Genomic DNA, 16,490 nt, shown 5'->3' with positions numbered 1-16,490 from the left:
CCCTGCCCTTACTCTGCCGCGACTTTGAAGTTGTTGCGGGCCAATGCCGAGCACTCGGCCATGACAGCCGAGGCACGCGCGATCGGGTTCGTCAAATAGAAGTCTTTGACCGGCGACGCAAACCCTGACTTGTTCATCTTGCCGGCTTTTTTCGCAACTGCGGCAATTTGGGCGCTATCGGTTTCGGCGATCTCGTCGATGGCGGCGAAATGCGGGAAAGCGGCATAGAGCCGGCCACGCAGTTCACTCAGCGAATCGAAGGGAAGCTTCTTGCCGAGCACGTCGGAAAGGGCACGGATAATTGCCCAGTCCTCGCGGGCATCGCCCGGCGCAAAGCCTGCGCGGCTGCCCATCTGGACGCGACCTTCGGTGTTGACCCAGGTGCCGGACTTTTCGGTATAGGCTGCGGCCGGCAGGATGACGTCGGCATGATGGGCGCCGTTATCGCCATGCGAGCCGATATAGACAGTCAGCCCCGCCTTCTTGGCGGTGAAGTCGAGTTCGTCGGCGCCGAGCAGGAAGAGCACGTCCATCGACGTCAGCATCTCGGCGGCATTGACGCCCTTGGCGCCCGGCACGAAGCCGAGGTCGAGGCCGCCGACGCGCGAGGCGGCGGTATGAAGGACGGCAAAGCCGTTCCAGCCTTCGACAACCGCGCCGACCGAACCGGCGAGCTTGGCAGCACTGGCGAGAACGCCGGCGCCGTCGCTGCGCGACAGCGCGCCCTGGCCGATGATGATCATCGGCTTGGCGGCGTTCTTCAGGACGTCGGCAAAGGCATGGCCGCCATCGACCAGATCCTTCAGCGTGTCGGGACCGGCGCCGAGATAGTCATAGCTGTAGCGCAGTTCGCCCGGCTCGCCGATCACGCCGATCGGGAACTTGCCGCGGCGCCAGCGCTTGCGGATGCGGGCGTTGAGGATGGCCGCCTCGAAGCGCGGATTGGCGCCGATGATCAGCAGTGCGTCGGCCTGGTCGATGCCTGCGATGGTCGGGTTGAAGAGGTAGCTTGAACGGCCGAGCGACGGATCGAGTGCCGCCCCATCCTGGCGACAGTCGAGATTGGCCGACCCCAGCGACTTCACCAGTTCGGAAAGCGCATACATTTCCTCGACGGAAGCAAGATCGCCGGCGATTGCGCCGATCTTGTCGCCCGAGGTGGCGCCGACGGCAGCCTTGATGGCGCCGAAGGCCTCGGCCCAGCTGGCGGGCTGCAGGCGGCCGTCGCGGCGGACATAGGGCCGGTCGAGGCGCTGGGTCTTCAGGCCGTCCCAGATGAAGCGGCTCTTGTCGGAGATCCACTCCTCGTTGATTGCTTCGTTGACGCGCGGCAGGATGCGCATGACTTCGCGGCCGCGGGTGTCGACGCGGATCGCCGAACCGACGGCATCCATGACGTCGATCGATTCGGTCTTGTTCAGTTCCCAGGGGCGCGCGGTAAAGGCGAAGGGCTTGGAGGTGAGCGCGCCGACCGGGCAGAGGTCGACGACGTTGCCCTGCAGTTCCGAGGTCATCGCCTGTTCGAGATAGGTGGTGATCTCGGCATCCTCGCCGCGGCCGATCAGGCCGAGTTCGGAAATGCCGGCAACCTCGGTGGTGAAGCGGACGCAACGCGTGCAGTGAATGCAGCGGTTCATCACCGTCTTGACCAGCGGGCCGATATACTTGTCTTCGACGGCGCGCTTGTCTTCCTGGTAGCGCGAGGTGTCGATGCCGAAGGCCATCGCCTGGTCCTGCAGGTCGCATTCGCCGCCCTGGTCGCAGATCGGGCAATCGAGCGGATGGTTGATCAGCAGGAATTCCATCACGCCCTCGCGGGCCTTCTTGACCATCGGCGTGTTGGTGAAGACCTCGGGCAGTTCGCCGTTCGGGCCGCCGCGGATGTCGCGAACGCTCATGGCGCAGGAAGCCTGCGGCTTCGGCGGGCCGCCCTTCACTTCGACAAGGCACATGCGGCAATTGCCGGCAACCGACAGGCGCTCATGGAAGCAGAAGCGCGGAACCTCGGCCCCGGCATCCTCGCACGCCTGCAATAGCGTGAAATGATCCGGAACTTCGATCTCGTTGCCGTCAATCTTCAGTTTTGCCATCGTCGCTCAGTCCTGTTTCCCGTTTGCCTGATGACGGCAAACAAACCCGTTTTTGCAACATTTTCATTGCCGAGCCGGATCTTCCGTCCTGCCGGCAGCTGATGTCGCCCAAATTTTCTGTCGCGCGTTCCAGACCCGGAACCCGCACCGGCATCTGCAGCGTGAGGCCCCCGCCCGTCCGCCGATTTGCCCATGTTTCCGGCCGGTTTGCACGGCCGGATAGTTCATTTCCTTCTGCGGCCCCGCCCGGCGAGAACCTTCGCCTGGCCGATCCAGTCGTCGCGGGCGATGCGGCCGTTGAAGCCAAGCTCGGCGTCGAGCCGGGCGATGTCCTCGTCGGTCCAGGCGGCAATCTCGGCAAAGCTGCGAACGCCCTTGGCATTCAGCACTTGCTCCAGCTTCGGGCCGATGCCGGAGATCAGCTTGAGATCGTCGGCCTTTGCAGCCCGCGCCACCGGCTTTGCCTTCGCGACCGGCTTTGCCTTGCTGGCCGGCTGCGGTTCGCTTGCCGGGATCGTCGCGCTCGCCGGCTTGACCACCGTCAGTCTCGGCCTCGCCTTCTTCTCGAGCTCGGGTTTGTCGGCTGCGGGCTTGGTGAAAACCTTGACGGCCGGACGGATATTTTCCGGCCGGATGTCGACATCCGGCATCGGCTCGTCCGGCGGCGTGTCGTCGAGGGCGGCGGCGAGCTTGCCGGTCGTTTCCAGCGCGCTCTGAAAGGCCCCGAAAAAGGCGCCCGCCATCTGTGTCGAGAAACCGAAGCCGATCGCCGTTGCGGCGGCAAAGGCTGCGGCGGGATGCGCCATCAGCGGATGCACAGGCATCGCCTGTGCGTTTTCCAGCATCTCGGCGGCAAGACGGCCGAAGCCAGCCGCGATATCGACGGTCTCTTCCTTCTTCCCACTTTTCGATGCCTTGTCCGTCATGATTATTCAGCCGCCTCCAGAACCGCGCCGTGGTCGAGCGCGCTTGCCGTATACTGGTCGATGCGCTTTTCGATCTCGGGACGGAAGTTACGGATCAGACCCTGCACCGGCCATGCGGCGGCGTCGCCGAGCGCACAGATGGTGTGGCCTTCGATTTGCTTGGTCACCTGGAACAGCATGTCGATTTCGCGCTTCTGGGCATTGCCCTTGGCCATGCGTTCCATCACCCGCCACATCCAGCCCGTGCCTTCGCGGCAGGGCGTGCACTGGCCGCAGCTCTCATGCTTGAAGAAGGCGGAGATGCGGGCGATCGCCTTGATGACGTCGGTGGACTTGTCCATGACGATCGCAGCGGCCGTGCCGAAGGAGGAGCCGACGCCGCGCAGGCCGTCGAAATCCATCGGGCAGTCGATGATGTCCTTGGCCGGAACGATCGGGCAGGATGCGCCGCCGGGAATGACGGCGAGCAGATTGTCCCAGCCGCCGCGGATGCCGCCGGCGTGGCGGTCGACCAGTTCGCGGAAGGTGATGCCCATTTCCTCTTCGACCGTGCACGGCTTGTTGACGTGGCCGGAGAGCATGAACAGCTTGGTGCCGACATTGTTCGGACGGCCGATCGACGAGAACCAGCCGGCGCCGCGACGCAGGATCGTCGGCGCCACGGCGATCGATTCGACGTTGTTGACCGTCGTCGGGCAGCCGTAGAGGCCCATATTGGCCGGGAATGGCGGCTTCAGGCGCGGCTGGCCCTTCTTGCCTTCGAGGCTTTCGAGCAGCGCGGTTTCCTCGCCGCAGATATAGGCGCCGGCGCCATGATGGACGAAGATGTCCATGTCCCAGCCGAGCTTGTTGTTCTTGCCGAGCAGGCCATAGTCATAGCATTCGTCGATTGCCGCCTGCAGCGCTTCGCGCTCGCGGATATATTCGCCGCGCACATAGATGTAGGCCGCATTGGCGCCCATGGCGAAGCTCGCGACGACGCAGCCTTCGATCAGCGTATGCGGATCGTGGCGCATGATGTCGCGGTCCTTGCAGGTGCCGGGCTCGGATTCGTCGGCATTGACGACGAGGTAATGCGGGCGGCCGTCGCTTTCCTTCGGCATGAAGGACCATTTCAGGCCCGTCGGGAAGCCGGCGCCGCCGCGGCCGCGCAGACCGGATGCCTTCATCTCGTTGATGATCCAGTCACGGCCCTTTTCGAGGATCTGCTTGGTGCCGTCCCAGTGGCCGCGGCTCATCGCGCCCTTCAGGGACTTGTCCTTGAGGCCGTAGATGTTGGTAAAGATGCGGTCTTTATCTTGTAACATGCTTCACCTCTTACCGCGGCTTCTTGCCGAAGACCTTGATATATTCCGCTTCGCCGCCCTTGGCGAGCGCCTTGGCCTGCTTGACCCAGTCGTCCCGCTCGATGCGGCCGCGGAAGTTCAGGTAGCCGTCGACCCATTCGCGTTCGGCCTTCTTCCAGCTCGCGACCTGCGCGAAGGTGAAGATGCCGATTTCGTTCAGCGTCGCCTCGATCTTCGGGCCGACGCCGGAGATCATCTTCAGATCATCCGGTGCGGCGGGCTTTTCGATGCCGGCCGGACGGTTCTTGTCGGTCAGCGAAGGCTTTGCCGCCGGGGCTTCGGCCTTGACGGCCGGGGCCGGCTCGGCAGCCGCCGTGCCGGAGACCGGCTGTTCTTCGGCTGCCTTGGCGTTCTTGGCCGCTGCCTTCGGCGCCGTTGCCGGCGTCTTCAGCGCCGCATTGGTCTCGGCATCGGTGCTCTTCGGGCGGGCGGCCTCGGAGGGCGGGACCGGAGCGGCGTCAACAGGAGCCGATACGCTTTCGGCATCGGCCTTCTTGGCGCGTGTCCTTGCCTTCGGCTCTTCCGTCGTCAGCGACGTCAGGCCGCCTTCCGGTGCGGAGAATATCCGGTCGATCTGGGTGCCCGGCTTGATGCTCGTGCCATTGCCGGCGGCAAAGGTATCGATGATCTCTTCGAGACGGGCGGGCGTCAGATCCTCATAGGTGTCCTTGCCGATCATCACCATCGGGGCGTTGACGCAGGCGCCGAGACATTCGACCTCTTCCCACGACAGCGTGCCTTCGGCATTGCGCTCGAACGGATGGGAATGGATCTTGCTCTTGCAGACCGACATCAGCGCTTCCGAGCCGCGCAGCATGCAGGGCGTCGTGCCGCAGACCTGGACATGGGCGCGGGTGCCGACGGGATGCAGCTGGAACTGCGTATAGAAGGTCGCGACTTCGAGCACTCTGATATAGGCCATGTCGAGCATGTCGGCGATCTTTTCGATCGCCGCGCGCGTGACCCAGCCGTCCTGCTCCTGCGCCCGCATCAACAGCGGAATGACCGCCGACTGCTGGCGGCCGGCGGGGTATTTCTGGATCGTCTTGTCCGCCCAGACCGCATTTTCATCGCTGAAAGCGAATGCGGCAGGCTGAAATTGATCTTCGGCTAATCGACGAACGGACATTCTTCCTCACGCCTTGTCAGTTTAGGGTTCCACACCGCGAAGCGGTCAAAGACTGCATTTCGCAGGCATAGGCCGACTGGTCTTTCTGCATAAATACGACGAATTTGCTGCCGTTCGGAATGGCAGCCTTGATCTGATAGCCCTTGGACAAAAGCTCGCCCATGGACGTTTTCGCCGCCGGCGGCGTCACTTCCTTATGGCCCAGCGGCGTGCCGAGCGTGTCGGCCTCCTGAGCCGAAACCCCGGATGCCGAAAGAAGAAGTGCGACGGCAAGCGGCAGACGCTGCATCAGCGGTCCACCTCGCCAAAGACGATATCGAGCGAGCCGAGGACGGCCGCGATGTCGGCAAGCTGGTGGCCGCGGCACATGAAGTCCATCGCCTGCAGATGGGCATAGCCGGGCGCGCGGATCTTGCAGCGGTACGGCTTGTTGGAGCCGTCCGAGACGAGATAGACCCCGAACTCGCCCTTCGGCGCTTCGACCGCGGCATACACTTCGCCGGCCGGCACATGGTAGCCCTCGGTATAGAGCTTGAAGTGGTGGATCAGCGCTTCCATCGAGCGCTTCATCTCGCCGCGCTTCGGCGGCACGACCTTGCCGTCGATCGACGAGAAAGGACCGGTCTTGGCATCCGACAGCAGGCGGTTGACGCACTGCTTCATGATGCGGACCGATTCGCGCATCTCGATCATGCGGATCAGGTAACGGTCGTAGTTGTCGCCGTTCTTGCCGATCGGGATGTCGAATTCGAGATCGGAATAACATTCGTAAGGCTGGGCGCGACGCAGATCCCAGGCAGCGCCCGAACCGCGCACCATGACGCCGGAGAAGCCCCAGGCCCAGCAATCTTCCAGCGAGACGACGCCGATATCGACGTTGCGCTGCTTGAAGATGCGGTTGCCGGTGAGCAGGTTGTCGATGTCGTCGAGCGCCTTCAGGAACGGGTCGCACCAGTCGCCGATATCCTGCACAAGCTTTTCCGGGAGATCCTGATGGACGCCACCCGGACGGACATAAGCAGCGTGCATGCGCGAACCGCTGGCGCGCTCATAGAACACCATCAGCTTTTCGCGCTCTTCGAAGCCCCAGAGCGGCGGCGTCAGCGCACCGACGTCCATCGCCTGCGTCGTGACGTTCAAGAGATGCGACAGGATGCGGCCGATTTCCGAATACAGCACGCGGATCAGCTGGCCGCGGATCGGGATCTCGATGCCAAGCAGCCTTTCGACGGCCAGCGCATAGGCATGCTCCTGGTTCATCGGCGCGACGTAATCGAGACGATCGAAATAGGGCACGGCCTGAAGATAGGTCTTGGTCTCGATCAGCTTCTCGGTGCCGCGGTGCAAGAGCCCGATATGCGGATCGACCCGCTCCACAATTTCGCCGTCAAGCTCCAGGACAAGACGAAGAACGCCATGCGCCGCCGGATGCTGCGGCCCGAAATTGATGTTGAAGTTGCGGACGTTATGTTCGGTCATGGCGATCAACTCGCTTAGAGTGAATAGTGAATAGTGAGTAGTGGTTAGTTTTCATTCACTCACTATTCGTCAGCTTTCCTGTGCTGAACGCTCCGGATAAGCGATCCCAGCATCTTTCCAATTTCGTCGCATCGGTCGAGCAATTCGTCCAAGGCCGAGGCTTGAAGGAAGCCAATTCGTCCGGCGATGATCAAATGCGTCTCCAACTCTTTCAACGAGCCCTGAGCGATCTTGAGAAATTGGACAAACGAGCCCCGATTTTCTCTCCCATACCCCTCCGCGATATTCGCGGCTACAGAAGCAGAAGATCGTCTAATCTGGCTGGTCAATCCGTAAATCTCTTCCCGCGGGAAGGTTCTCGTCACCTCATAACAAACGACAGACAGTTCGATAGCAAATTGCCAGACCTTCAAATCACGATAGGAACTGATTTTCCTGTTCGCCACCCAAATATCTGCCCACTACTCACTACCGACTAATCACTACTCACTGCTTCGCTTTTTCGTCCCCCGGCAGCACGTATTCAGTACCTTCCCAAGGCGACATAAAGTCGAAATTTCGGAATTCCTGCTTCAGTTCTACCGGCTCGTAGACGACGCGCTTTGCCGCATCGTCGTAGCGAACTTCGACGAAACCTGTCGTCGGAAAGTCCTTGCGCAGCGGATGGCCTTCGAAGCCATAGTCGGTCAGGATGCGGCGCAGATCCGGATGGCCGGTGAAGAGAACGCCGTACATGTCCCAGGTTTCGCGTTCGAACCAGTCAGCACCCGGATAGACGGCGCAGGCCGACGGCACCGGCGTATCCTCGTCGGTTGCGACCTTGACGCGGACGCGCAGATTCTGCTTCGGCGACTGCAGATGATAGACGACGTCGAAGCGCAGCTCGCGCTGCGGCCAGTCGACACCGCAAATATCGATCAGGTTGACGAAACCGCATTTGGCGTCGTCACGCAGGAAGGTCAAAAGCGCGATCAGGTTTTCACCCGTCGTCGTCAGCGTCAGCTCGCCATACTTCAGCTGCGACGCGGCGATCAGGTTGCCGCGCGCTTCGCCAAGATAGGACGCAAGCTCAGTCAGGGCTTCACTCATATGCCTTGTCCTTAACCCTTAGCGTTCGATCGTGCCGGTGCGCCGGATCTTCTTCTGCAGCAGAAGCACGCCGTAGAGCAGCGCTTCTGCCGTGGGGGGACAGCCCGGCACATAGATGTCGATCGGCACGACACGGTCGCAGCCGCGCACCACGGAATAGGAATAGTGGTAGTAGCCGCCGCCATTGGCGCAGGAGCCCATCGAGATGACATAGCGCGGCTCGGGCATCTGGTCGTAGACCTTGCGCAGAGCGGGCGCCATCTTGTTGGTCAGCGTGCCGGCGACGATCATGACGTCGGACTGGCGCGGCGAGGCACGCGGCGCAAAACCGAAGCGCTCGACGTCATAACGCGGCATCGACAGCTGCATCATTTCGACAGCGCAGCAGGCAAGACCGAAGGTCATCCACATCAGCGAGCCGGTGCGGGCCCAGTTGATCAGCTCGTCGGTCGAGGTGACGAGGAAGCCCTTGTCGGCGAGCTCGTTGTTGATCTCGCCGAAAAAGGCGTCATTGCTGCCGATCGGCTTGCCGGTCGAGGGATCGATGATCCCCTTCGGCTGCTGGGCAACGAGCGGCTGATTGCTCACAGGGGTCACTCCCATTCCAGGGCTCCCTTTTTCCATTCATAGATAAAGCCGATGGTCAGCACCAAGAGGAAGACCATCATGGACCAGAAGCCGAACCAGCCGATGGCGCCGAAGGAAACGGCCCAGGGGAAGAGGAAGGCGACTTCGAGGTCGAAGATGATGAAGAGGATCGACACGAGATAGAAGCGGATGTCGAACTTCATGCGGGCATCATCGAAAGCGTTGAAGCCACATTCGTAAGCCGAGAGCTTCTCCGAATCGGGTGCTTTGAAAGCCACGGCGAACGGCGCAATGAGCAGCGCCAGGCCGATGACAAGCGCGATAGCGATGAAGATAGCGATCGGAATATAGGAACTGAGCAGTTCAGTCATCATGTTCATCCTTGCTTGCCGGAGGCGCCAGGCGGCGCATTTGGGCAATTGCCCGGCAAGCGAACGTGCGTTGCAACAAGCCGTGGTTAGCGCAGCCGAAGCCCCGGCGCAAGACTTTTACAGAGGCAATTCGACGCGTCGCGCGCGGACATTATCAAGCAGATGCAACGATGTCGCGACAAATCCGCAGAAGCTGATTCAAGCTGCATGCCTGACCCCTGGAAACTGCATGGCTTTCGGAAGAGAATGGCGCGAGTGACGGGGCTCGAACCCGCGACCTCCGGCGTGACAGGCCGGCACTCTAACCGACTGAGCTACACCCGCGCATGACGGACGGAAGAACCGGACGGCGGCGTTTTGTCGCCTCTTTTGAAATGGCGCGAGTGACGGGGCTCGAACCCGCGACCTCCGGCGTGACAGGCCGGCACTCTAACCGACTGAGCTACACCCGCACTTCATTTCAAGCAATCCGGATGCCTTCGCACCCTCACCAAAACGGCTGCCCGTTTCGATGAGCGGCTAACTACGGGGTTCGTCTTTTAGTGTCAAGCAGGTTTGGAGACAAAACCATGACAGTCGTTGAATTGTTTCAGCAAGGCCCATGCGGGGAGAATGAAAAGGCGGCAATTCCGTTGTCCGCCGCGGCACCGACGCCCGATCGAAGCCGACGACACGGTCGAAGCCGAGATGCCCGCCGCCTTCCCCTCCCCTTTATCCACAGCCCGGCTGTGCCCGACCGCCACGGCAAAGGACAGGACCGCCGCCAAAAAAATCAAAAATTCTTCACAAACACTCTTGCGGTTTTGCCGCGATCCGCATAGATCACGGCCACCAACGCGGCAGGCCGATCCGGCTTCGCTCGCGATGGGCGATTAGCTCAGTTGGTAGAGCGCCTCGTTTACACCGAGGATGTCGGGAGTTCGAGTCTCTCATCGCCCACCATTTTTTCTCCTGTTAGCGTCAATTACCCAAGTGATATCGCGGGCTCGCAGACCGACGCTTGGCGCCCCTCGGTACCCATCTTCGAGGCGGCATTCGGGACAACATTTCGGCACAGCAAGGCGCGACGTCGGCAGATCCAGATGTGCTCGCCGTCTGAAACCTCCACCAAAACGGACTACTCCGGCCTGCTCCGCCACCTCCTATTGGGCGAATGGATGGGAGCCGGCGAACGTGGGAATATTCGCCGCCCGGAAAGTCTCCGCGCTTGAAGGTTTCTCACGCCTGGAGGGGTGCCATGAGAACTCTCTGCTCCGCATTGACGCTGTGCATCGCGATTGCCGTTGGCGCGCCAAGTGCCACCTATGTCAACCTGCCTGGCTATGCATTCAAGACGAATCCGAACTGCCAACGCCACCAGCCGAAGACGCGATTTGACGCAAGGTGCGACTGGCCGAGATTGGGATTCAAGGACTTTACGCCGCCGCTGGTGACCGTGCTTGGGATCTGAAGACGCTGAGCGCCTTCGCAAATCATTGCAGCCCGGATGCGCCTGGCAGCCGGAGGGCAATCATGCCTTCGCCAGTTCCTTGTCCACTGCCGAGACCAGCCGCGAATCATCGGCCGTCACGTCAGGCGCGAAGCGGGCGACGACTTTGCCGTCGCGGCCGATCAGGAATTTTTCGAAGTTCCAGAGAATGTCGTCCTCATCGCCGGCTGATATGCCGTGGGCTTTCAGGCGTTCGCGCATCGGGCCGTCGCCGGTGGTCTTCACGCCGGATTTGGTCAGTTGCCGGTAAAGCGGGTGCTGGGTCTCGCCCTTGACCGAGATCTTCGAGAAGATCGGGAAGGTGACATCGTAGGTGCTGGTGCAGAAATCGAGGATCTCGGCGTCGGTGCCGGGCTCCTGGCCCTTGAAGTCGTTGGCGGGGAAAGCGGCAATGACGAAGCCGCGCTCGCGCTTTTCCCCGTAGAGCTTTTCCAGCCCCTCATATTGCGGCGTGAGCCCGCATTTCGAGGCGACATTGACGATCAAGAGCACCCTGCCCTTGTAGTCGTTGAGCGTGGTTTCACGACCACCCACTGATCTGACAGGAATATCCAGCACGTTCGCCGTCACGGGAACCTCCAGTTTGGTGAGAAAATTTCCGCAAACTTAGCGATATCGCCGCGATTGTCATCAGCGTCGGCATCACATCGGCGTCAACAGAATGCGGATGCCGGTGCGGGCTTGCGGCCGGCACCGGCTTGGACATATCAGGCGGGAGAGGTTTCCTTGACGTCGTCGAGCAGGAAATGCACGACGATATAATCCGTCTTGAAATGGCGGCCGCTGTCGGAGACCGACTCGACGCTGCCGCCGTCCTTCGGGTGCCAGGCGTGGTAGTGGGGATTGGTGGTGATCAGGGTGACGGCCTTGCCGGCCAGGTCCCCTTCGCCCAGCCGGAAGCGCATCTCGGCAAGCGGCCAGATCCGCTCGTAATCCTCCATGGTGATGCGCGCCCTCAGCGCCTTCCGGTGCAACGGCGCCTCGCCGGCCTCGGCGGGTGATTCCAACATCACCTCCTCGGCTCCGTTGAAGACGGCGTTGAATTCTTCCGGCCACATGCGTCTCATGAAATCGCTCCTCCCGAGGCTTTTTCGTCGGTCCACGAATGAAACTTAGCGATTTGTCCGAAAGAAGCAAATTCCCGTCATGTGGTTGTCATCGAGGTCCGCTGCTCCTACGTTCCCCGCAGACCGCATCAGGGCCGTCAACCGCCCGCAATCCGAGATCAGAAATGAAGACACGTGAAGAAAGGCAGGCGCTTAGGGCGAGCATGCCGCGCACCCCGCTCAGCGCCCACCATTTGGAAAACGCCCGCCTGCTGCCGGATCGCGGCGAGCTGCTCTACCGGATCCCGAATGGCGGCATCGGCGTCGAGGTGGGGGCCGCCTTCGGCGAATATACGGCGGAGATTCTCGAGAAGAATCGCCCGGCGCAGCTCTACCTCATCGATCCCTGGTCGATGGACCGCTACAGCTCCGGCCTCGATTCGATTCATACGCAGTTCGCGACCGAGATCGCGGCCGGACGGCTGCATCTGATGCAGGGCACGTCGCTCGAAAAGCTCGCCGAATTCGAGGACGATTTCCTCGACTGGGCCTATATCGATACCGACCATTCCTTCGAGCTCACCTGGCAGGAACTGCTGCTGTGCGAAAAGAAGGTGAAGCGGACGGGGCGCATTGCCGGGCATGATTTCTGCACCGGCAATACCGTCAAACCGATCGTCTATGGCGTCGTCGAGGCGGTCACCAAGTTCTGCAAGGATTACGGCTGGCAATTCGAGTTCCTGACCGTCGAATCACATGCGCATTTTTCCTACTGCCTGAAGCGGCTCTAACCGGCCGACACCGCACCGGAATATTGCGTGTCAGTGACCTTTTCCATCCAGTCGACATGCTTGCCGTCCAGCGCCTCGTGTATGGCGATGTGTGTCATCGCCGTGTCCGGGGCAGCACCATGCCAATGTTTTTCGCCCGGCGCGAACCAGACGGTGTCGCCGGCGCGAATCTCGCGGATGTCATCGCCCCAGCTCTGGGCAAGGCCCTTGCCCGAGGTGACGATCAGCGTCTGGCCGAGCGGATGCGTGTGCCAGGCCGTGCGGGCGCCGGGTTCGAAGGTGACGGAGGTTGCCCGCACCCGGGCCGGCGCCGGCGGCTCGATCAGCGGATCCTGGCGAACGGCGCCGGTGAAATAGTCGGCCGGCGGTTTCATCGAGGGGCGAGAGCCGGCGGGTTTGATCTCCATGATCGTTCCTTTTCTATTCCATTGCGGTTGAAGCCTTGTAACCTGACGATATTTCATCGAGGCGAGCGATCAAGGCCGGATCGGCAATTGCCGCATAGTCGCCCTGCTGATAGGCCAATATCTTTCATCACCTAAAGCGCGTCGCATTGAACTTGGTTCATGCGACACGCTTTAGTTCTTTGTTTTTACGCATGTCGTTATCCCGGAACCGCTGCACACTTCCGGGCAACATGCATTGGGAGAATTTCTCATGAAACATCATGCTTTCGGCCGCATGCCCTTCACCGTCACCAATGTCGGCTTCGGCGCCTGGCAGATCGGCGGCTCATGGGGCGATATCAGCGAGGCGGACGGGCGCGCGGCGCTGAATGCCGCGCTCGATGCCGGCATGACCTTCATCGATACGGCCGACGTCTATGGCGACGGCCGCTCGGAAAAAATCATTGCCGACGTGCTGAAGACGCGTGGCGGCGAGCGCCCAATGGTCGCCACCAAGGCGGGCCGCCGCCTCAATCCGCATGTCGCCGAAGGCTACAGCAAGGCCAATCTCGAAGGCTTCATCGACCGCAGCCTGAAAAACCTTGCCGTCGACAGCCTCGATCTCGTGCAACTGCACTGCCCGCCGCGCGAGGTGTTTTACCAGCCCGAGGTCTTCGACGGTCTCGACGCATTGCAGAGGGCCGGCAAGATCAAGGGGTACGGTGTCAGCGTCGAGAAGGTCGAGGACGGGCTGAAGGCGATTGAATATCCCGGCGTCGTCAGCATCCAGATCATCTACAACATCTTCCGCCAGCGCCCCGACCACCTGTTCTTTGCCGAAGCCCGCCGCAGGAACGTGGCGATCATCGCCCGCGTGCCGCTGGCAAGCGGCCTGCTCTCCGGCAAGATCACCCGCGAGACGCATTTTGCCAGCGACGACCACCGCAATTTCAACCGCCATGGCGAAGCCTTCGATGTCGGCGAGACCTTTGCCGGCGTGCCCTTCGAGGTCGGCCTGCAGGCGGTGGAAGAGGTGCGCAAGCTGGTGCCCGCCGGCGCGACGATGGCCGCCTTTGCGCTGCGCTGGATCCTGATGAGCGACGCCGTCACCGTCGTCATCCCCGGCGCCCGCAATGGCGAACAGGCCAAGGCCAATGCCGCGGCCGCCGATCTCGCGCCGCTTTCGGCCGATGTCATGGCGGCGACGCGCGAGATCTACGCGCGGCTGATCGCGCCGCATGTGCATCAGCGCTGGTAGGGTTGGAGCGTCGCTCATTGTAACGTTGCGGGCTGCCGCTTTACCCCTCCCCAACCCCTCCCCACAAGGGGGGGACTAAGCCGTGTTGTCCGGCAACGACCAAAAGCAGAGGTCTTGCTGGCTGTTACCGTTCGACGAATTCGTACGATAAAGTTACGTGAAGCGGTGCGGCATCTTAGCCCCTCCCCTTTGTGGGGAGGGGTTGGGGAGGGTCTTGGATTCAACGACAGAGGCCGGGCTTTCGCCCGGCCTCTCCCTGTATCCCTCTATGACGCCTCAGTTCGTGGCGCTGAGATCAACCGGGAAGAACAGCGTCTCGCCGGAGGAGTCGCTGACGCCGTCGTTGTCTGTGACGGCATAGGGTTTGCCCGATGCATCGAAGGTGAAGCCTTCGAGCTTGTCGAGCACGTAGCCGTTGGTCGCCGTCTTGAGTTCGCCGAGAAAATCGTGGGCTTCGGTCTTCTTGACGACGGGCAGTTCGCCGCCGAGCTTGGCGGGCTTCAGTTCCGAGATCGCTACCTTGTAGAGCTTCTTCAGCTTGGCGGCATCGCCGACGAGGTTGTCGCGCTCGATGATGTAGACGCTGTCGCCCTGAGCCGAAATTTCCGACAGGCCGACCCAGCCGCTTTCCGTCTTGTCGAGCGGATAGCGCACCGCGCCCCATTCCTTCTTCTTCGGATTGTAGGAGACGAGCTTGACGAAGCCTTTCTCGTCGTCGCCCCACTCGCGCTGGACCGCCATCCAGAGCGTGGCATCGTCACCGCTGCCGATCATGGTCACCCCTTCGAAACCGAAGCGGATTTCATTGGCGGCGAGCTCCTTCGGCAGGGCGATCTCGGCCTTGATGTCGCCCTTGGCATTGACGTTGTAGAGGGCGTGCGGGACGAGACGCTCGCTGTAACCTTCCGAGGCGAGCCAGAAGGAGCCGTCGGCGGCGACCGCGATGCCTTCGATGTCGAGCTTCTGGGCCGGGGCGCCGTCACGCTTGACGACGAGCGCATCGGTGATGACGGCTGGCTTCTTGCTGGCATCGATCGTGTAGATCGTCGGCTGCGAGCCGAGAACGCTATCGCTGACGGCATAGAGCATGCCCGGCTTGCCGGGAACGGCAGCGAGACCCGAAAGGGCTGCGAAGCCGATCGGATTGCCGTCCTTGTCGGCGGAGACGATCTTCGGATAGGCTTTCTCGCCTTCCGAGCGCTCGTAGATCATCACATGCGAGCGCGTGCCGCCGTCCTTGCCGAGGTCGAGCTCGTTGGCGGTGGCAAAGAGATTGCGCTGGGGAATAGCGACCCCACCCTCCGGCGAAATGCCGGACGGCAGCAGCTGGATGAGTTCGGGGTCGGCGCCGGTATCCTTATAGACGCCGACGACCGAGGCGCGCTCGGCGAGCAGGAAGAAATATTGGTCGTCGCCGAACTTGGCAGCTTCGAGGCCTTCCGGCTCGACGCCCTTCGATCCCGAACGGCTTTCCGGATAGTGACCGATATGGGCGACGGCGCGTTCGAAGGATGCACCCGATTCGTAGAGAAGCTTGCCCGTCTTGTCGAAGATGGTGAAACCGCGCGAGCCGCCCTGGTAATCGCCTTCATTGGCAACGACGAGGCGGTTGTCGTCCAGCCACTTCACGGCATCGGGCTCGCGCAGCACGCCCTTGGATTCGCCGGTGAATTTCAGGGCGCCGTCCCGCTTGGTGTCGATGCCGGTGAGATCGACGCTGCCGGCGGAGAAATGCGTCTTCACTTCAGCCGTATTGGCGTCGATGATGACGATCTCGTTGTTTTCCTGCAGCGTCAGGGCAATCTCGTTCAGCCCGTTGAAGGCGACGAATTCCGGTTCCGGATCCTCAGGGGCAACGCCGGCGAGACCGGTCAGAGTCACATGCTTGATGCTGCCGCAATCAACAGTGCCGTTCTTGACCTGGAAGACGACGAGGTCGCCGGCCGGCATCTGCGGGATCTTGCCGTCATTGACGTCTTCGTCGCGCTCGTTTTCGATCGCAATAGTGCCGAGCGTCTTGTCCTTGTTGAGGGCGATCGAATCCGGCTGGCCGCCGAGATCGCAGCTGTTTTCGATCTTCTTCGTCGCCACGTCGACGATCGCCAGGCGGCCCGAGGGCTTCGCCTTGCTCTCGGAGGTGTTGACGGCCACGAGCGCCTTGCCGGCGCTCGAGGTGACCGATGTCGGCTCGCCGCCCATCATCAGCGCGCCGCCTAATTTCGGCGCCTTGGCGTCGCTGATGTCGATGAAGCCGATCGCGCCGAGCGGGCTGTCGCTGTAGATCAGCGTATTGCCATCGTCGGTCGCGGTGATGATTTCGGCCGATGTCGGCGACAGCTTGTCCTTGTCATCAGGCAGGTTCTGAGCGACCGGGAAAGAGGCGATGCGGTTGAAGACCGGCTCGGCGGCGGCCGGAAAGGCAACGGATGCGAGAAGCACGGCAGCAAGCGCTGCCTGGCGCGATGAAATCGTCATGAAATCCCCCATGTGTCGAATAGTCGA

General features: G+C 61.7%; 17 protein-coding genes and 3 tRNA genes. 4 read left to right on the top strand and 16 right to left on the bottom strand.

Going from position 1 to position 16,490, the window contains the following annotated elements:
* Window positions 1-8: 8 nt before the first annotated feature.
* From nuoG to CO671_RS14400, 12 genes are all read right to left on the bottom strand, one after another.
* Window positions 9-2,090 carry an NADH-quinone oxidoreductase subunit NuoG gene (gene nuoG / locus CO671_RS14455; RefSeq protein WP_097606480.1) on the bottom strand — a complete coding sequence of 694 codons (2,082 nt, stop codon included), beginning with the start codon at window positions 2,088-2,090 and terminating at the stop codon, window positions 9-11.
* A 224-nt stretch (window positions 2,091-2,314) separates the two neighbouring features.
* Entirely contained in the window at window positions 2,315-3,016 is a 702-nt protein-coding gene (locus tag CO671_RS14450; protein WP_097606479.1) for a 5' DNA nuclease, read from the bottom strand.
* Window positions 3,017-3,018: 2 nt separating this feature from the next.
* Window positions 3,019-4,323, bottom strand: a complete 1,305-nt coding sequence (nuoF, locus tag CO671_RS14445) for an NADH-quinone oxidoreductase subunit NuoF (RefSeq protein ID WP_097581597.1) — start codon at window positions 4,321-4,323, stop codon at window positions 3,019-3,021.
* Window positions 4,324-4,333: 10 nt separating this feature from the next.
* A complete protein-coding gene (locus CO671_RS14440) occupies window positions 4,334-5,491 on the bottom strand; it encodes an NADH-quinone oxidoreductase subunit E (protein WP_097606478.1) in 1,158 nt (385 codons plus the stop codon).
* A gap of 16 nt (window positions 5,492-5,507) precedes the next feature.
* Entirely contained in the window at window positions 5,508-5,780 is a 273-nt protein-coding gene (locus CO671_RS14435; RefSeq protein ID WP_097581600.1) for a hypothetical protein, read from the bottom strand.
* Window positions 5,780-6,970 carry an NADH-quinone oxidoreductase subunit D gene (locus CO671_RS14430; protein ID WP_097581601.1) on the bottom strand — a complete coding sequence of 397 codons (1,191 nt, stop codon included), beginning with the start codon at window positions 6,968-6,970 and terminating at the stop codon, window positions 5,780-5,782. The genes CO671_RS14435 and CO671_RS14430 overlap by 1 nt, the downstream gene beginning before the upstream one ends.
* Before the next feature lie 62 nt (window positions 6,971-7,032).
* Window positions 7,033-7,416, bottom strand: coding sequence for a four helix bundle protein (locus CO671_RS14425; RefSeq protein ID WP_097606477.1), 384 nt, complete (start codon window positions 7,414-7,416; stop codon window positions 7,033-7,035).
* 40 nt (window positions 7,417-7,456) lie between these two features.
* On the bottom strand, window positions 7,457-8,059 hold the full coding sequence (locus CO671_RS14420; protein WP_097606476.1) for an NADH-quinone oxidoreductase subunit C: 603 nt from the start codon (window positions 8,057-8,059) through the stop codon (window positions 7,457-7,459).
* 18 nt (window positions 8,060-8,077) lie between these two features.
* Window positions 8,078-8,662, bottom strand: coding sequence for an NADH-quinone oxidoreductase subunit B (locus CO671_RS14415; RefSeq protein WP_008521904.1), 585 nt, complete (start codon window positions 8,660-8,662; stop codon window positions 8,078-8,080).
* Window positions 8,653-9,018, bottom strand: coding sequence for an NADH-quinone oxidoreductase subunit A (locus CO671_RS14410; protein ID WP_010055493.1), 366 nt, complete (start codon window positions 9,016-9,018; stop codon window positions 8,653-8,655). Before CO671_RS14410 ends, CO671_RS14415 begins: the two co-directional genes overlap by 10 nt.
* A gap of 247 nt (window positions 9,019-9,265) precedes the next feature.
* Window positions 9,266-9,342 (bottom strand) — tRNA-Asp (locus CO671_RS14405).
* A 51-nt stretch (window positions 9,343-9,393) separates the two neighbouring features.
* Window positions 9,394-9,470: transfer RNA gene (locus CO671_RS14400), tRNA-Asp, on the bottom strand.
* Between the two features lie 414 nt (window positions 9,471-9,884).
* Between CO671_RS14400 and CO671_RS14395 the strand changes: the two genes are divergently transcribed.
* Window positions 9,885-9,960: transfer RNA gene (locus CO671_RS14395), tRNA-Val, on the top strand.
* A 295-nt stretch (window positions 9,961-10,255) separates the two neighbouring features.
* The gene (locus CO671_RS14390) at window positions 10,256-10,468 is read left to right on the top strand and encodes a hypothetical protein (protein ID WP_097606475.1); all 213 of its coding nucleotides are present in this window, start codon (window positions 10,256-10,258) and stop codon (window positions 10,466-10,468) included.
* A gap of 60 nt (window positions 10,469-10,528) precedes the next feature.
* Here the strand turns inward: CO671_RS14390 and CO671_RS14385 are convergent, their stop codons facing one another.
* Both CO671_RS14385 and CO671_RS14380 read right to left on the bottom strand, forming a co-directional pair.
* On the bottom strand, window positions 10,529-11,077 hold the full coding sequence (locus tag CO671_RS14385; protein WP_097606474.1) for a glutathione peroxidase: 549 nt from the start codon (window positions 11,075-11,077) through the stop codon (window positions 10,529-10,531).
* Between the two features lie 137 nt (window positions 11,078-11,214).
* Window positions 11,215-11,574, bottom strand: coding sequence for a hypothetical protein (locus CO671_RS14380; RefSeq protein WP_097581608.1), 360 nt, complete (start codon window positions 11,572-11,574; stop codon window positions 11,215-11,217).
* 164 nt (window positions 11,575-11,738) lie between these two features.
* On the opposite strand from CO671_RS14380, the gene CO671_RS14375 reads away from it, so the two are divergent.
* Window positions 11,739-12,344 carry a class I SAM-dependent methyltransferase gene (locus tag CO671_RS14375; protein ID WP_097606473.1) on the top strand — a complete coding sequence of 202 codons (606 nt, stop codon included), beginning with the start codon at window positions 11,739-11,741 and terminating at the stop codon, window positions 12,342-12,344.
* Here CO671_RS14375 and CO671_RS14370 read toward each other — a convergent pair.
* On the bottom strand, window positions 12,341-12,751 hold the full coding sequence (locus tag CO671_RS14370; protein WP_010030374.1) for a cupin domain-containing protein: 411 nt from the start codon (window positions 12,749-12,751) through the stop codon (window positions 12,341-12,343). The genes CO671_RS14375 and CO671_RS14370 overlap by 4 nt on opposite strands.
* 250 nt (window positions 12,752-13,001) lie before the next feature.
* Between CO671_RS14370 and CO671_RS14365 the strand changes: the two genes are divergently transcribed.
* Window positions 13,002-13,988 carry an aldo/keto reductase gene (locus tag CO671_RS14365; RefSeq protein ID WP_097606472.1) on the top strand — a complete coding sequence of 329 codons (987 nt, stop codon included), beginning with the start codon at window positions 13,002-13,004 and terminating at the stop codon, window positions 13,986-13,988.
* Between the two features lie 276 nt (window positions 13,989-14,264).
* On the opposite strand, the gene CO671_RS14360 is transcribed toward CO671_RS14365, so the two are convergent.
* Window positions 14,265-16,463: an esterase-like activity of phytase family protein gene (locus CO671_RS14360; RefSeq protein WP_097606528.1), complete on the bottom strand. Its 2,199-nt coding sequence runs from the start codon at window positions 16,461-16,463 to the stop codon at window positions 14,265-14,267.
* Window positions 16,464-16,490 lie beyond the last annotated feature (27 nt).

It is taken from the genome of Rhizobium sp. M10 (genome assembly GCF_002531955.1).
GTDB lineage: Bacteria > Pseudomonadota > Alphaproteobacteria > Rhizobiales > Rhizobiaceae > Rhizobium > Rhizobium etli_C.
Note: the sequence above shows the minus strand (reverse complement) of the source record. Positions and strands in the feature narration are given on the sequence as shown.

Excerpts from the sequence above, each read along its gene's own strand:
- CO671_RS14410 (WP_010055493.1), bottom strand. The coding sequence starts at position 9,018 with ATGACTGAACTGCTCAGTTCCTATATTCCGATCGCTATCTTCATCGCT.
- CO671_RS14430 (WP_097581601.1), bottom strand. The coding sequence starts at position 6,970 with ATGACCGAACATAACGTCCGCAACTTCAACATCAATTTCGGGCCGCAG.
- CO671_RS14420 (WP_097606476.1), bottom strand. The coding sequence starts at position 8,059 with ATGAGTGAAGCCCTGACTGAGCTTGCGTCCTATCTTGGCGAAGCGCGC.
- CO671_RS14365 (WP_097606472.1), top strand. The coding sequence starts at position 13,002 with ATGAAACATCATGCTTTCGGCCGCATGCCCTTCACCGTCACCAATGTC.
- CO671_RS14380 (WP_097581608.1), bottom strand. The coding sequence starts at position 11,574 with ATGAGACGCATGTGGCCGGAAGAATTCAACGCCGTCTTCAACGGAGCC.
- CO671_RS14370 (WP_010030374.1), bottom strand. The coding sequence starts at position 12,751 with ATGGAGATCAAACCCGCCGGCTCTCGCCCCTCGATGAAACCGCCGGCC.
- CO671_RS14450 (WP_097606479.1), bottom strand. The coding sequence starts at position 3,016 with ATGACGGACAAGGCATCGAAAAGTGGGAAGAAGGAAGAGACCGTCGAT.
- CO671_RS14440 (WP_097606478.1), bottom strand. The coding sequence starts at position 5,491 with ATGTCCGTTCGTCGATTAGCCGAAGATCAATTTCAGCCTGCCGCATTC.
- CO671_RS14435 (WP_097581600.1), bottom strand. The coding sequence starts at position 5,780 with ATGCAGCGTCTGCCGCTTGCCGTCGCACTTCTTCTTTCGGCATCCGGG.
- CO671_RS14375 (WP_097606473.1), top strand. The coding sequence starts at position 11,739 with ATGAAGACACGTGAAGAAAGGCAGGCGCTTAGGGCGAGCATGCCGCGC.
- nuoG (WP_097606480.1), bottom strand. The coding sequence starts at position 2,090 with ATGGCAAAACTGAAGATTGACGGCAACGAGATCGAAGTTCCGGATCAT.
- CO671_RS14390 (WP_097606475.1), top strand. The coding sequence starts at position 10,256 with ATGAGAACTCTCTGCTCCGCATTGACGCTGTGCATCGCGATTGCCGTT.
- CO671_RS14360 (WP_097606528.1), bottom strand. The coding sequence starts at position 16,463 with ATGACGATTTCATCGCGCCAGGCAGCGCTTGCTGCCGTGCTTCTCGCA.
- nuoF (WP_097581597.1), bottom strand. The coding sequence starts at position 4,323 with ATGTTACAAGATAAAGACCGCATCTTTACCAACATCTACGGCCTCAAG.
- CO671_RS14415 (WP_008521904.1), bottom strand. The coding sequence starts at position 8,662 with ATGGGAGTGACCCCTGTGAGCAATCAGCCGCTCGTTGCCCAGCAGCCG.